The 13,866-nt window shown below is 62.8% G+C and carries 9 protein-coding genes; 5 read left to right on the plus strand and 4 right to left on the minus strand.

The genetic code is table 11. The features are described 5' to 3' along the window. Positions 1–38: 38 nt before the first annotated feature. Complete coding sequence (locus MUN81_RS17125) at positions 39–2,708, minus strand: TonB-dependent receptor (RefSeq protein WP_245112617.1); 2,670 nt, start codon at positions 2,706–2,708, stop codon at positions 39–41. Positions 2,709–2,900: 192 nt separating this feature from the next. Between MUN81_RS17125 and MUN81_RS17130 the strand changes: the two genes are divergently transcribed. Together MUN81_RS17130 and MUN81_RS17135 are read left to right on the plus strand one after the other, a co-directional pair. Further along, positions 2,901–4,349 carry a hypothetical protein gene (locus MUN81_RS17130; RefSeq protein WP_245112619.1) on the plus strand — a complete coding sequence of 483 codons (1,449 nt, stop codon included), beginning with the start codon at positions 2,901–2,903 and terminating at the stop codon, positions 4,347–4,349. A 61-nt stretch (positions 4,350–4,410) separates the two neighbouring features. Beyond that, positions 4,411–5,829, plus strand: a complete 1,419-nt coding sequence (locus tag MUN81_RS17135) for a hypothetical protein (protein WP_245112620.1) — start codon at positions 4,411–4,413, stop codon at positions 5,827–5,829. A 15-nt stretch (positions 5,830–5,844) separates the two neighbouring features. On the opposite strand, the gene MUN81_RS17140 is transcribed toward MUN81_RS17135, so the two are convergent. After that, positions 5,845–6,201, minus strand: coding sequence for an MGMT family protein (locus MUN81_RS17140; protein ID WP_245112622.1), 357 nt, complete (start codon positions 6,199–6,201; stop codon positions 5,845–5,847). Positions 6,202–6,382: 181 nt separating this feature from the next. Between MUN81_RS17140 and MUN81_RS17145 the strand changes: the two genes are divergently transcribed. The 3 genes from MUN81_RS17145 (at position 6,383) to MUN81_RS17155 (ending at position 12,307) form a co-directional block, all read left to right on the plus strand. Next, positions 6,383–7,600 carry an efflux RND transporter periplasmic adaptor subunit gene (locus MUN81_RS17145; RefSeq protein WP_245112623.1) on the plus strand — a complete coding sequence of 406 codons (1,218 nt, stop codon included), beginning with the start codon at positions 6,383–6,385 and terminating at the stop codon, positions 7,598–7,600. A gap of 153 nt (positions 7,601–7,753) precedes the next feature. Continuing rightward, entirely contained in the window at positions 7,754–10,843 is a 3,090-nt protein-coding gene (locus MUN81_RS17150; RefSeq protein WP_245112625.1) for an efflux RND transporter permease subunit, read from the plus strand. Between the two features lie 57 nt (positions 10,844–10,900). Continuing rightward, the gene (locus tag MUN81_RS17155; RefSeq protein WP_245112627.1) at positions 10,901–12,307 is read left to right on the plus strand and encodes a TolC family protein; all 1,407 of its coding nucleotides are present in this window, start codon (positions 10,901–10,903) and stop codon (positions 12,305–12,307) included. Positions 12,308–12,391: 84 nt separating this feature from the next. On the opposite strand, the gene MUN81_RS17160 is transcribed toward MUN81_RS17155, so the two are convergent. Next, positions 12,392–13,246 (minus strand): T9SS type A sorting domain-containing protein, encoded by an 855-nt coding sequence (locus MUN81_RS17160; RefSeq protein WP_245112629.1) that lies wholly within the window; start codon positions 13,244–13,246, stop codon positions 12,392–12,394. 154 nt (positions 13,247–13,400) lie between these two features. Next, positions 13,401–13,862 carry a hypothetical protein gene (locus MUN81_RS17165; RefSeq protein WP_245112630.1) on the minus strand — a complete coding sequence of 154 codons (462 nt, stop codon included), beginning with the start codon at positions 13,860–13,862 and terminating at the stop codon, positions 13,401–13,403. Positions 13,863–13,866: the final 4 nt, after the last annotated feature.

Here is a 13,866-nt window from a genome sequence, read left to right on the forward strand (position 1 = left end):
CAGGAAGCGGGGCTTTTCTGTGAGCTTGGGCCGCTGAACTACAGCGTGGCCGAAAGGCCGAGGGTGAAGGTGCGGCCACGGTTGAAGAAGGCCTGCAGCAGGTCGAGGCTGCTGCTGTTGGAGTTGGAGCGGTTCGACACGTCGGTGAAGTAGTACTCGTTCAGCACGTTCAGCACCGAGCCTTTGATGCCCAGGCGCAGCCGGTCCTTGAGCACGGGCTTGAAATCGTAGCCGAAGTGAATGTCGAGGTTGCGCGAGGTGGGCAAGCGGTACGAGTCGGTGCTGGTGGCCTGGTCGATGATGGTTTCGGGGTTGAAGTCGGCGTAGTACTTGGTGAAGAGCAGGAACGAGGGCCGGATGTAGGCGCCGCGGAAAGGCTCGTAGCGCAGGCCAATCTGGAACTGGTTCTGGGCCGCGTCGCCCACGTGCACGCCGTCGAGGTACACGGGCTGGTCCACCACGTCGGGGTTCACGAAGGAGCCGTCTTCCTTGGTCTGGTTGAGCAGGCCCTTGCCGGTCCAGCGCCAGTCGCCGAGCGAGATGGCCGCGTTCAGCTGCAGGCGGCGGCTGATTTCCTGGGCCACGCTCAGTTCCACGCCAGCGTGCCGGGCGTTCACGTTGCGCACGTTGCTGTAGATGGCCTCGCCGGTGGCCGTCGATACCGAAGTGGTGGTTTTGTTGGCCCACAACGTGTAGTAGGCGTTCAGGGTCACTTTCAGGCTGGGGTAGCTGATGCCGTAGCCAATTTCAGCGCTCGAAATGCCTTCGGGCTTCACGTTGTCGTACTTGCGGCCCTGGTTAGTGTAGAGCAGGTTGAAAAACGGCACCTTGCTGTTGTAGCCTACGTTGAAGAACACGTTGTCGTGCTCGGTCAGGTTGTAGTTGGCTCCGCCCTTCACGCTGAAGCCCGTGAAGCTGGTCCAGTCCGTCGACACGGGGCTGCCGTCGGACCGCACTTTCTGGTAGTAGTCGATGCGCTTGTAGCTCACCTGCGAGAGCGTGCCGCTGATAACGGCCGAGAGCAGCGGCGTCTTATATTCGAGTTGCGAGTAGCCGCCTAGCCAGCGGGTGCGGCCGTCGTAGTTGTAGCCCAGCTTGTCGCCCACGTACAGCTTTTTGTTGGGGTCGGCGTTCTGGTCGCGGCCAGCGGCGGGGGCCAGGGCGTAGTCGGCGCCCACCAGGTCGCGGATTTCGCGGTAGTGCAGGCCGGTGTAATCGCGGCCGTCCAGGCCGGCCGACAGCGTCAACTTGTCGCTCAGCAGGTAGTCGCCGCCCACCACGAAGCCGTACCAACGGTGGCTGTTCACGCTGTTAATCAGGAACTGCGTGGCTTTGCGCGTGGGGTTGGAAGGGCTGTTGTAGTTGTCGTCGTAGATTTTCTGGAAGTCCGTCTGGCCGGTGATGTTGTTCTGGCTGATGGTGGTGGAGTTGCCGCTGGTGAGGCCGCTGCTGCCGCCGCCGGTGCCATACGAGGCATACAGCACCGTGGAAATGAACAGCTTGTTGTTCACCTGCCACAAATCGTTGAGGTTAATCTGGGGCTTGTGGTAGAAGTTGGTGCGCTCGTTCAGCACTTCCTGCCCGTTGCTGGTTTTCACGCCGTTGTTGATGGTGTAGCGGTCCAGCGTGCCCCAGTAGGGGTTGTACTTGAAGCCCCGGTCGCCGTACTTATCGAAGCGAAGCTGGGAGATACCCAGCTCGCGGGCCTTCTCGTACGACGTCGTGCTCACCGCCACGGGAAACGAGCGTTGGCCGTGCTTCTGGGGCGAGCCCAGGGCCGTGAGCGACAGGCTGTGCTTGCCCAGGCGCTTGCTCACGTTGCCGAAATACGTCCAGGCGTCATCAAAGGCCTTATCGACCCAGCCGTCGGAGGTGCGGCGCGACCCATATACCGTCACGGCCCAGTCACCCTTCAGCTGGCCGCTGCTCAGCATGAGCGAATACTTCTGGTAGTTGTTGGAGCCGCCTTCCACGCGGGCCAGCACCGACTTCTTGTCGTCGAAGCCCTTGGTAAGCACGTTGATGGTGCCGCCCACCGAGGGCACGGCAATCTTGGACGCCGACAGGCCGCGCTGCACCTGCAAGGACTTCGTGACGTCGCCCAGGTCCCAGTTGCTCCAGAACACGTTGCCGTTTTCCATGTCGTTCACGGGCACGCCGTTGATGAGCACGGCCACGTTGCGCTGGTCGAAGCCGCGCACGTTGATGCGCGAGTCGCCGGTGCCGCCACCGCTCTGGGTGGCGTACACGCCGGGCGTCTCGTTGAGAATCATCGGCAGGTCGCGGTTGGAGAGGGTCTCGCGCAGCTTCACCTCGTTCACGGCCGAGAAGGCCACGGGCGTAGAGCGCTCTTGGGCCTGGGCCGCCACCACGGTCACTTCTTCCAGGCTCGCGTTGTCGGAGCTCAGGCCGAAGGTGGCCACCACGCTTTGGGTCGTGATTTTGACGGTTTGGGTGGCCGGCTTGTAGCCGATGAAGCTGGCCTGCACGGTGTAGGTGCCGGCGGGCAGGTTCGCGATTTTGTAGCCGCCGTCGGCATCGGCGCCGCTGCCGGTGTTCTGGCCGTTGCCGGTGACTTGCACGGTGGCGCCGGGCAGGGTTTCGCCCGTCACCTTATCCAAGACCCGCCCGCGGATGGAAAACGTGGTTTGCGCCATGGCCGGCAGGGAAAGCAACCCGGCAAAAAGGACAGTAACAAAGTGCTTCATACCAAAAGAAAAGACCCCGGCACAGTCCGGGGACAACAAATATACAGCACAGCCGGGGCCGGCAATGACGGCGCGGGTTGAAATGAGGTTGTCAAAATGTTAGCTACCCGGTCCGCCCGGCAGCAGGTACCACGGCGGCAGGCGGCCGATTTTACCCTTTTCCGGGTCATTGGGAATCAGTAGCTTTGGCTCATGAATCGTTTGTTGCCCTTCTCTGCCTTATTGGGCGGGCTATTGCTTTCTGCGTTTGCTGGCTACTCCCAGTCGCAGCCCTACCGCTTCACCCTGCAAGCCGAGAAGCTCGACGTGCCGGCCGGCCCCTGGCAGGTAACGCGCGTGCTCGACCTGCGCCCCGACCGCAGCCGCCTCGGCTCGGTGCGCCGGGGCCTCGGCAACGAAATGGCCTCGGCCGACTTCGCCCAGCCGCTGGCCGCCGAAGTGACGCAGTTTCTGCGGGTGCGGCAGCCGGCGCAGGCGGGCGCCCGGCCCGTGCTCATGCGCGTGTTTGCCCTGGCGCTGGCCGAAGACCTGCGCGCCAACTCCGAGCACGCCGAAGCCGAGCTCGTGGCCGACTTCCTGGTGCCGCAGCCCGACAGCACTTTTCAGGTACTGCTGACCGTGGGCGAAACCGCCCGCCGCGGTGGCCTCGACGTCACGAAGTTCCACCCGGCCAACGTGGCGCTGGTGCTGCAACAGGGCCTGCGCAAGCTGGAGGCCCTACCCGCCACGTTCGCACCCACCGAAACCCTGAGCCGTGCCGATGCGCTGGCCGGCCGGGGCGGGGCAGCCACGCAGCGCTTCCCCATTCAGGCCGCGGCCGAGCCTGCCCGGGGCTTTTACCGCAGCTATCAGGAATTCATCACCAACCAGCCCAGTGAGGCCGACTACCCGTTTTCCATCACGCACGTGGCGCGCACGGGCAAGCGCTGGGCGGGCACCGACGAAATTCAGGTGAACTACCTCGGCACCGACGACCAGCACCCCACCCGCCCCCTGTACACCGGCAACCTCTGGGGCCTGAGCGACGGCAAGGAAATCCTCATTGCCTACCGCAACCGCTTCTATAAGCTGCTGCCCGCAGCCGATGGCCGAAACTTCACCTTCACGGGCCCGCCGGTGTTCGATGAAAAAGCGGCGTCCAACGTGGCCGTGGCCGGCGTGATGGGTGGCGCATTAGGTGCCGCGCTGGCCAGTGCGGCCAACGGCACCAACGTGATGGCCCCCTATGAGTTGCACCTGGCCAGTGGCCGCGTGGTGGCCGCCCAGGACGCGGGCCAGACCGACGCCGACGGCTTCGCCACTACCCCGGACACAGCCAAGGTTTACGTGTATCGCCGCCCCGATGCGGCCAAAGACCAGGTGGTGACTTTCAGCGCGTCGGGCCGGCCCGCGGCCTCGCTCCAGGCCCGGCAGTGGACGGTGCTCACCTGGCAGGACCGGCGGCAGGAACTCAAGCTTTGTGTGCAGGCAGGCCAGGGCCCTGAGTCGTGCAAGGCCTTTGTGCCCGATTTCAGCCAGCCCACCTACCTCGAATGCGTGGTGCCGGCTGGGGGCGGCGCTCCTACCCTGCGGCAAGTGCCCGCTAAGGAGGGCCTGTTTGAGCTGCGGCGCATTCAGCGCCTGGCAAAGGCAGATAAATAAGGTTTCGGACTGCCTTCTCTACCACTTAGTCATGCTAAGCACCAGTTTACTTTCTACCACTTTGACGCGCTTTGCACTCACGGTGTGCTTCACGCTCGGGGCGCTGCGGCTGGCGGCCCAGTCGCCGCTTTCGCCGCAGGGCAAGCCCTTCTACCTCGACCTGCACGCCGAACGCATTGCGGTGCCCGAACGGAATTTTTACATTGAACAAGTGGTGGACGGCCGGGGTGCGCAAACCGCCATCGGGCTGATAAACCACGGGCTCAACAACAACTTCGCAGCCGTGCTCTTCCGCAACGGCCTCGAACCCGAGCTTACCACCTGGCTTCAGCAGCAGGTGACGCAGCGGCCCACCGACCGCCCGGTGGTGCTGTGCGTGCGCCAACTGCGGGTGGGCGAAATCGTTACGGTGAAGGCGCTGGGATACGCGAGCACCGCCACAGCCGACCTGGTGGCCGACGTATACGAACACCGCCCAGACGGCTACCACTTTGTGAGCAACGTGGCCGACCGCATCAGCACCCGGGGCGTGAGCGCCGACTACGAACATATTCGACACCTGGCGGGCTTGCTGGAAAAGTGTCTGTACCAAGCCAGCAAGGCCAATTTAGACGCAGCCGCCAAGCGCCCCGCCCGCACCCTGGCGCAGCTCGTGGCCGAACGCCCGCAGGTAGCACGACCAGCCATTTTGCGGGCGGCCTACCCCCGCGCCGGCGTGTACTACACGGTGGAAGATTTCCTGGCCAACCGGCCCGACAGTACGGCCAGTGTGGACCTCGATACGGTGCGGTCGGCCCGCGTGGGCGGCAACTCATCGGAGTGGGACGGCACGGTGTTGCTGAAGGCCCAGGTGCGCACCGCCGCGGGAGCCCGCGTCAACAAAAACAACGTGTGGGGCTTTTCCGACGGCTGGCAGTCCTACATACGCCACGTGAACCTCTACCACCCCCTTTCGCAGCAGGCCGAAATCTTCACCTTTGTCGGGGCGGCCCCCGTCGATGTGGCGGCCCAAAACCAACAAGCCAAGCGCACAGCCGAAAACCAAGGGCTTGGAGGCGGTTTCTTCGGCGGGCAACTGGTGGGGACCACCGGCAAGCCCATAGTGTATGGGGTGGACTGGCGCTCTGGCCTGGCGGCGCCAGTGCTCAATGCCAGCACGCGTCCACGCCACGACACGGCCTTTGTGTACGTGTATCGGCCGCTGGGCGGGCCGCCCGCCCCCCAGCGCCTGCTGCTCAACGACCGCGAAGTGGGCCAGCTCAAGCCGGGCCAGTACCTGGAGTTGGTGTGGCCCCACTTTGGGCGGCCCATGCGCCTGAGCGTGGGCACGCCCGGTGGCCCGGCGCTGCTGCTGGCGCCCAGCACCACGGCGGCCAACTACGTGCGGCTAGGGCCCAGGGCCGCGTCGCCCTGGGAATGGATGCCCGCTCGCCAGGGCGAAGCCGAAGTCGACGCCCTGGAAAAGCAGCGCAGCCGCTAGCGCACCGCTGCCGGCTTAAGCCAGCTCGGTACTGGGGTCCCAGAACAGCTTCTGGAAGCCTATCACCCGGTCCTCCTCCACCCGAATGCCTTCGGCTTCGAGGGCTTCCTGCATGGCGAAGGGCGTGGCGTAGTGCAGGCGGCCGGTGAGGTGGCCCAGGCGATTCACCACGCGGTGGGCGGGCACGAACTGGTCGGCGGTGTGGGCGGCCATCATGGCGTAGCCCACGGTGCGGGCGCCGTGCCGGGCGCCGAGGTAATGGGCAATGGCGCCGTAGGTACTTACCCGGCCCCGCGGAATGAGGCGGGCCACTTCGTGCACGTCCTGAAAAAAATTGCGCGGCTCGGGCGGGTTTTGGGCGGTGGGCTTCATCGGGGCGAAGGTAGTCTCGGTCTGGGTGTTGGCCCTCTACGTCTAGTTTCAACACCCCGGACGCAACTTTTGGGGTAAAAACCGGACTTTTGCAGTCTGAATTCAATTCCGGGCGCTCCAAATTTTGCCGCCTTTAGTCGGGGGCCGAACATCCGTCGGCGCTTGTGCGTTCTTGCCTACTATGCCATTGGAAAACACCACCGTTGCCTCGCCCAAAAACTGGGAAACCACTTCTACCCCCGCCCCCACCGCGGCGCCCCCGCCCGCGCAGCCCGACCCTGAAACGCCGCCCTCCAAGGGCCGCAGTTGGCTGGGGTGGCTGATTGCGGCGCTGCTCATTGCGGCGCTGGTGTTTGTAAAAATGAAGTACTTCCCCAGCAACACCGCCGGCGATAAGAAGGGCGGCGACAAGGGCGCGGCCGGCAAAGGCGGTGCCGCCGGCAAGGGCGGCAAAGGCGGCGGCGGCGCGCTCCCCGTGCAGGTATATGTAGTGAAAGCCACCAACCTCACCGACGAAGTGGCCGCCACGGGCTCGGTGCTGCCCGAGGAATCGGTGGTCATCAAAAGCGAGTTGTCGGGTAAAATCACCAGCCTCAACATCAAGGAGGGCCAGTCGGTGAGCAAGGGCCAGCTGCTGTTCAGCATCAACGCCGACGAGGCCCAGGCGGCCATTCGCAAGCAGGAATACAACATCAAACTGTTTCAGGACCAGGAGCGTCGCCAGCGCATTCTGCTCGATAAGGAGTACATCAGCGCTCAGGAGTATGAGCAGTCCAACAACCAGCTGCTTACGGCCCGGGCCGACCTGCAGGCCCTGCGCGCCACGCTGTCGAAGGCCTACGTGCGGGCACCCTTTGCCGGCGTGCTGGGCCTGACCACCGCCACGGTGGGCACCTACGTGAGCCCCGGCGCCGAAATCACGACGCTCTCGCGGGTGAAGCCGGTGAAAATTGACTTTGCCGTGCCAGGCCGCTTTGCCACCAACGTGAAAGTGGGCGACGTAGTGAGCGTGCTCGACGAAGCCACCAGCAAGAAATACGACGCCAAAGTTTACGCCATCGACCCGCAGATTGACCCCGTGAGCCGCACCCAGCCGGTGCGCGCCCGCTATGCCAACTCCAACAATGAACTGCGCCCCGGCGCCTTCGTGCGCGTGAATCTGCAGCTGGGCGAAACCACCTCGGCCCTGCAGGTACCCACCGAATCGGTGATTCCAGAGGCCAGTGGCTACAGCGTATACACGGTGAAGAACAACAAGATGGTGCCGAAGAAAGTGAAAATCGGTATCCGCTCTGACAAGGTTATTCAGATAACCGACGGCCTGGCCGTGGGCGACACCGTGCTGCGCACCGGCATCCTGCAGGTGAAGCCCGGCGACGCCGTGAAAGTGACGAAGTAAGTACGTAAAAATTGGGGTGGGTGAATCGGTGAATGATACCCGAACGAAGTAGGCGCAAGTTGTTTAACGCCACAGCCACCCCCGTTCGAGCCCTTGGCTCGAACATCCCCACCTTGGTAAGGAGGGGAGTTTGATGTTCTATCAGCAGCAGCTATGAGCCTTTCTTCAACCAGTATTAACCGGCCGGTGCTTGCCATTGTGATGAGCCTGGTCATCATCATTTTTGGCGTCATCGGCTTCCGCTACCTCAGCATTCGGGAATACCCGAGTGTGGACCCGCCCATCATTACGGTGCAGGCCACGTACACCGGAGCCTCGGCCGACGTGATGCAGGGCCAAGTGACCGAGCCGCTTGAAGAAGCCTTGAATGGCATTGCGGGCATCAAGAACCTGACCTCGAACAGCCGCGACGGCCGCACCCAGATTACGGTAGAATTTGACCTTGACGCCGACCTGGAAAGCGCCGCCAACGACGTGCGCGACAAAGTGTCGGGCGCTCAGGGCCGCCTGCCGCGCGACATCGACCCGCCCGTGGTGAGCAAGGCCAACGCCGACTCCCAGCCCATTGTGATGACCTACCTGAGCAGCAACCAGCGCACCCTGCTGGAGCTGACGGACTACGCCAACAACACGCTCAAGGAACGCATCCAGACCATTCCGGGCGTGTCGGAAGTGCGCGTGTACGGCGAACGCAAATACTCCATGCGCCTGTGGCTCGACCCCGTGAAACTGGCCGCGCTGCGCGTGAGCCCGGTGGAGGTGCAGGCCGCCCTCACCCGCGAAAACGTGGAGCTGCCCAGCGGCGCCGTGCAGGGCGAAGCCACCCAGCTCACGCTGCGCACCATGGGCCGCCTGAGCACGGTAGAAGATTTCAACAACCTGATTATCCGGAAGGACGAAGTTTCACTGATTCGTTTGTCCGACATCGGCTACGCCGAGCTTTACCCCGAAAACGACCAGACCATCTTCAAAGTAAACGGCGTGCCCATGGTGGGCTTGGCCGTAATTCCGCAGCCGGGCTCGAACCAGATTGACATCGCCACCGAGTTCAACAAGCGCATCAAGCTCTACGCCAAGGACCTGCCCAAGGACCTGGTGCTGAAGCCGGGCTTCGACAACTCGGTCTTCATTCAGAAGTCCATCAGCGAGGTGGAGCACACCATCATCGAAGCTTTTGTGCTGGTGGTCATCATCATTTTCCTGTTTTTGCGCGACTGGCGCTCCACCATCATTCCGGTGGTGGCTATTCCGGTGTCGCTGGTGGGCATTTTCTTCGTGATGTACCTGCTGAATTTCTCCATCAACGTGCTCACGCTGCTGGCCATCGTGCTGGCCATTGGCCTGGTGGTGGATGACGCCATTGTGGTGCTGGAGAATATCTACTCCAGGATTGAAGAGGGCGAAGACCCCAAAACGGCGGCCATCAAGGGTTCCGAGGAAATCCTGATGGCGGTGGTGAGCACCACGGTGGTGCTGGCGGCGGTGTTTCTGCCGGTGGTGTTCCTCACGGGCATCACGGGGCGCCTGTTCCGCGAGTTCGGCATCGTGGTGGCGGGCTCGGTGCTGATTTCGGCCTTCGTGTCGCTCACGCTCACGCCCATGATGTGCTCGAAGCTACTGAAGCGCCAGGAAACGCACAACTGGTTCTACCGCAAAACCGAGCCCTTCTTCGAGAAGATGATAAACGCCTACCAGAACAGCCTGAAAACCTTTCTGAGCAACCGCTGGCTGGCCTGGGTAATGATTGTGGTGACGGGCGGCAGCATCTACTTCTTCATGAAATCCCTGCCCTCGGAGCTGGCCCCCATCGAAGACCGCAGCCGCATCAGCATCAACTCGACCGGGCCGGAAGGCGCTTCGTTTGAGTTCATGGACCGCTACATGGCCCAGGTCACGAAGCTGTCGATGGACTCGACGGGCGAAAAAAATCTGAACAGCGTGTTTGCCGTCACCTCGCCGGGTTTTGGGGGCGGCTCCAATTCGGGCATTGCCCGGGTGCTGCTGGTGGAAGCCGACCAGCGCGAAAAGTCGCAGGACGACGTGGCCAAAAGCATCACCAACGGGGTGAAGCGCCTAACGGCGGCTCGCACGTCCGTATCGCAAGACCAGAGCATTGGCGGCGGCGGGGGCGGCTTGCCGGTGCAGTTTGTGGTGCAAAACCAGAATTTTGACAAGCTGCGCACGGCCGTGCCCAAGTTTCTGGACCTGGCCCGGCAAGACCCCACCTTCCAGTTTGTGGACGTGAACCTGAAGTTCAACAAGCCCGAGCTGCGCGTGAACATCGACCGCGAGAAAGCCCAGAGCCTGGGCATTTCGGTGCAAAGCATCTCGCAAACGCTGCAGGCCGGCCTGAGCGGCCAGCGCTACGGCTACTTCATCCGCAACGGCAAGCAGTACCAGATTATCGGCCAGGTGGCGCGCGAAGACCGCAACCAGCCGCTGGACGTGCGCCTGCTGTCGGTGAAAAACGACAAGGGCGAGCTGGTGCAGCTCGACAACGTGATTCGGCTGGAGGAAAGCAGCACGCCGCCCCAGCTCTACCGCTTCAACCGCTACAACTCGGCCACGTTCTCGGCCTCGCTGGCGCCGGGCAAAACCCTCGGCGACGGCATTGCGGCCATGCGCGCCATTGCCGAGAAGAACCTCGACGACACTTTCACCACTGAGCTGGCCGGCACCTCGCGCGACTTCGAAGAAAGCTCCTCTTCCCTCCTCTTCGCCTTCGGCCTAGCCCTGGTGCTGATTTACCTGGTGCTGGCCGCGCAGTTCGAGAGCTTCCGCGACCCGGTGGTGATTATGATTACGGTGCCGCTGGCCCTCTCTGGCGCCTTGCTCAGCCTGTGGTACTTCAACCAGACGCTCAACTTGTTCTCGCAAATTGGCATCATCATGCTGATTGGCCTCGTGACGAAAAATGGCATTCTCATCGTGGAATTTGCCAACCAGCGCGTGGAGAAAGAAAACGTGGACTACATGACCGGGCTAATTGAAGGCGCCACGGCCCGCTTCCGCCCCATTCTGATGACCTCGCTGTGCGCCATTCTGGGCATTTTGCCCATTGCCATTGCCACCGGCGCGGGCGCGCTCAGCCGGCGGGCGATGGGCATTGGCGTGGTGGGTGGCCTGTTTTTCGCCACGGCGCTCACGCTGTACGTGGTGCCGGTGATGTACTCCTATTTCGCCACGGCCAAGAAACACAAGCCTAAAGTGGCCGAAGCCAATGCCGAAGCCGTGACGGCTTAGGCCATCACGCGACTCCTCTCTTCAAATAGGGGGAGTCTGATGTTCTGAATTTCCTCCATGAAACGATTACCGCTTCTCATTTTTGTTCTTGGCCCGCTGCTCAGCTACGCGCAGGTGCCCAAAAGCAGCTTGCCCAAGGGCGGCTTGCCCGCGTCGCGCCCGAGCCAACTGGCTCGGCCGGCCAGCGTGGCGGCGGCCCCGCCGCTGTCGTTGCAGCAAGCCGTAGCAGAAGCCCTGCAGCACAACTTCGGTATTTTGCTGGCGCGGCAGGACGAGGCCATTGCCCAAAACAACGTGACGCGCGGCAACGCCGGCCAGCTGCCCAGCCTGACCGGCAACCTGACCCGCACGTTCAACAACAACAACATCAACCAGAAATTTGGCGAAAACGACCCGCGCATTGTGAACGGCGCCACGTCCAACGCCTTCAACAGCAACGTGACGCTGGGCTGGACGGTGTTCGACGGCTTCGGCATGTTCATCGCCTACGACCGGCTGAAAACCCTGCGCCAGCAGCAGCAGCAAATCACGCGCGCCACGGTGGAAGAAACCGTGGAAACCGTGACCAACGCCTACTACGACGTGGTGCGCCAAGCCGGCAAAATCACCTCCCTGGAAGCCGCCCTCAAGATTGGCCAGGCACGCATCGACCTCACCCAGGCGCAGGTTGACGTGGGCGTGGCCGCCAAAGTGGAAGTGCTGACGGCCCGCGTGGACTACAACGCCGACCGCAGCCTGTTTCTGCAGCAGCAGCAGGCCCTGGCCGCCGCCAAAATCCGGCTGAATAACCTGCTGGGCCGCAATACCCGCGAGGATTTCTCCCCCAGCGACAGCCTGACCGTGACGCGCGACCTCAACGAAGCGGCCATCACCGAAGGCATCAAAACCCGTAACCCGCGGCTGGCGCAGGCCCGCCTCGGCACCGAAGTGGCCACCTACGACCGCCGGCTGGCCCGGTCGGCGCGCTTTCCGCGCATCGGGCTGGTGTCGGGCTACGGCCTCACGCGCAACGTCAACAACGCCGCTTTTGCCGGCACGGTGCTCACCTCCAGCGTGAACCAAGTGCAGGGGCTGAACTACGGCATTACGGCCTCGGTGCCCATTTTTGACGGCTTCAACCTGCGCCGCCAGGAGCAAAACGCCCGCGTGGTGGAAGAGCAAAGCAAAATCAGCCTCGACCAGGTGAGCCTGCAACTCGACGCCGACGCCGCCACGGCGTTTGCCCAATACCAGAACTTCCTGCAGCTACTCGACCTCGAAGAAGCCAACATCCAGCTGGCCCGTCAGAATGTGGACATTGCGCTGGAGCGCTACCGCCTGGGCCTGCTCACGCCCCTGGCCCTGCGCGAAGCCCAGCGCACCCAGCTCGACGCCGAAACCCGCCTGCTCGACATTCGCTATTCGGCCAAACAAGCCGAAATCCAGCTGCGCCGCCTGAGCGGCGACTTGGTGCAGGCGCAGTAATAATGCCTGCTGCAATGCACAAAAAAGCCCCGCTTATATAGGCGGGGCTTTTTTGGTTCGTAAGGGCAACTTTACTTTAGTGTGTTACTCCTTCACAAACCGCTTGGTTTCGCTGCCCGATTTGGTCGTGATTCTGTAGAAATACGTGCCGGCGGGCAGGTCGTGCAAATCGAGCTGTTGGGTGTGATTCCCTTTTTCAGCCTGCGCTTCGGTAAAAATCGTACGCAGCTTGTTGCCGGTGGCATCGAGCAAATCGACTGACACGGGGCCGGCTTTTTTCACCTCGTACTCCATTTGGGTGGTGGCGGCGGCGGGGTTTGGGTAGAAGCTGGTGGCTCCCAGCGTGGGCTCGGCCGCGGCGACCGGGGCGCTGGCATCCATCAGCAGGAACCTGGCAGCCTGGAAAAACTGCGGCTGACCGCCGTGGCCATGCCCGCTTCCCCCGAAGCGAGCCATGTGCTCCTGCTGCTCGGGCGTAGCGTTTTTGCGGACGATGGCTTGCATTTCAGTGTTCCATTTCTCCTTTTGCGGCTGCAGCTCAGCGGCCAGCGCTGCAATGGCACTTTCGTATTTCTGCGCCATCTCGAACACCTTCAGCATAACGCCACGGGTTTCACGGTGCAGTTGGTGCATTTGCTCGCGCTGGGCGTCGGTCAACTGAGGGCGCTGGTCGGTAGGCGTGCCGGCGGGGCGCAGGCTTTGGCGCAGAGCCTGCCCCTGGGCCTGTAGCGCTTTCAGCTGCGTGCGATAGGTAGCCAGTTGGGCCCGGTCTTCGGCGGCGAGCTGGGGCTCCAGCTTCTGGCGCTGCTGCCGCAGCACGGGTGTCACGTTGGCCGCCACGTAGGCCTTTACTTCGGGGTTGCCGGGCCGACCATCGGGCCGGTGCTGGGGCTGGGCGAGGCTCGTCAGGCTGGCGGCCAGCGAGACAAACAGCGACATCCCTAAAAGTGCGAGTGAGTTTCTTTTCATACTATTTCGGCTTAAGTGCTGGAATTTCAACGAATACTCCATAGACGCAAGCCGCGGCGCTGAGTTTAAGGTCAGCCCCTATTTTTTGCTGTGCCAGACTCAGCGCCTTTCTCTACCGCCGAGCTTACAGGCACTCCCGAAACACGATGGGCGGCGTTCGGGCGATGACTGTGCTGCGACCGGGTGCCGTGTTGCGGTGCAGATAGAAGTAGCAAGTGAGCGGCCGCTTCAGGCGCGGGTTGGCCCAAACGCGGGCCAGCGGGTATTCCAGCGTCAGCGTGTCGTGGCGGCTCGACACCGAAATGTCGCCCTGCTGGCCGCTGGAAAACGTCATGCGCGGGTCGGTGCTCTGAAACTTGATGGACACCGCGAAGCCCTGCTCCGACTGCTCCCGGCTGGCGATGGTATACACCACCTTGGCTTTGAAAACCGATTGGGAGTTCGGCACCGTGCAGGGCGGCTGGTTGAGAACCAGCAGCGCGATGCTATTGGTATCGGGTTCCTGGCGGGCAGTGCCGACGGGCGCGGAGGCCATCAATGCCGCTCCCATCAAGGAGCACAGCCAAGCTGCAAGTTGTTTTTTCATAGCG

Source organism: Hymenobacter sp. 5317J-9 (genome assembly GCF_022921075.1).
Classification (GTDB): domain Bacteria; phylum Bacteroidota; class Bacteroidia; order Cytophagales; family Hymenobacteraceae; genus Hymenobacter.

Excerpts from the sequence above, each read along its gene's own strand:
- MUN81_RS17130 (WP_245112619.1), top strand. The coding sequence starts at position 2,901 with ATGAATCGTTTGTTGCCCTTCTCTGCCTTATTGGGCGGGCTATTGCTT.
- MUN81_RS17140 (WP_245112622.1), bottom strand. The coding sequence starts at position 6,201 with ATGAAGCCCACCGCCCAAAACCCGCCCGAGCCGCGCAATTTTTTTCAG.
- MUN81_RS17165 (WP_245112630.1), bottom strand. The coding sequence starts at position 13,862 with ATGAAAAAACAACTTGCAGCTTGGCTGTGCTCCTTGATGGGAGCGGCA.
- MUN81_RS17160 (WP_245112629.1), bottom strand. The coding sequence starts at position 13,246 with ATGTCGCTGTTTGTCTCGCTGGCCGCCAGCCTGACGAGCCTCGCCCAG.
- MUN81_RS17145 (WP_245112623.1), top strand. The coding sequence starts at position 6,383 with ATGCCATTGGAAAACACCACCGTTGCCTCGCCCAAAAACTGGGAAACC.
- MUN81_RS17125 (WP_245112617.1), bottom strand. The coding sequence starts at position 2,708 with ATGAAGCACTTTGTTACTGTCCTTTTTGCCGGGTTGCTTTCCCTGCCG.
- MUN81_RS17150 (WP_245112625.1), top strand. The coding sequence starts at position 7,754 with ATGAGCCTTTCTTCAACCAGTATTAACCGGCCGGTGCTTGCCATTGTG.
- MUN81_RS17155 (WP_245112627.1), top strand. The coding sequence starts at position 10,901 with ATGAAACGATTACCGCTTCTCATTTTTGTTCTTGGCCCGCTGCTCAGC.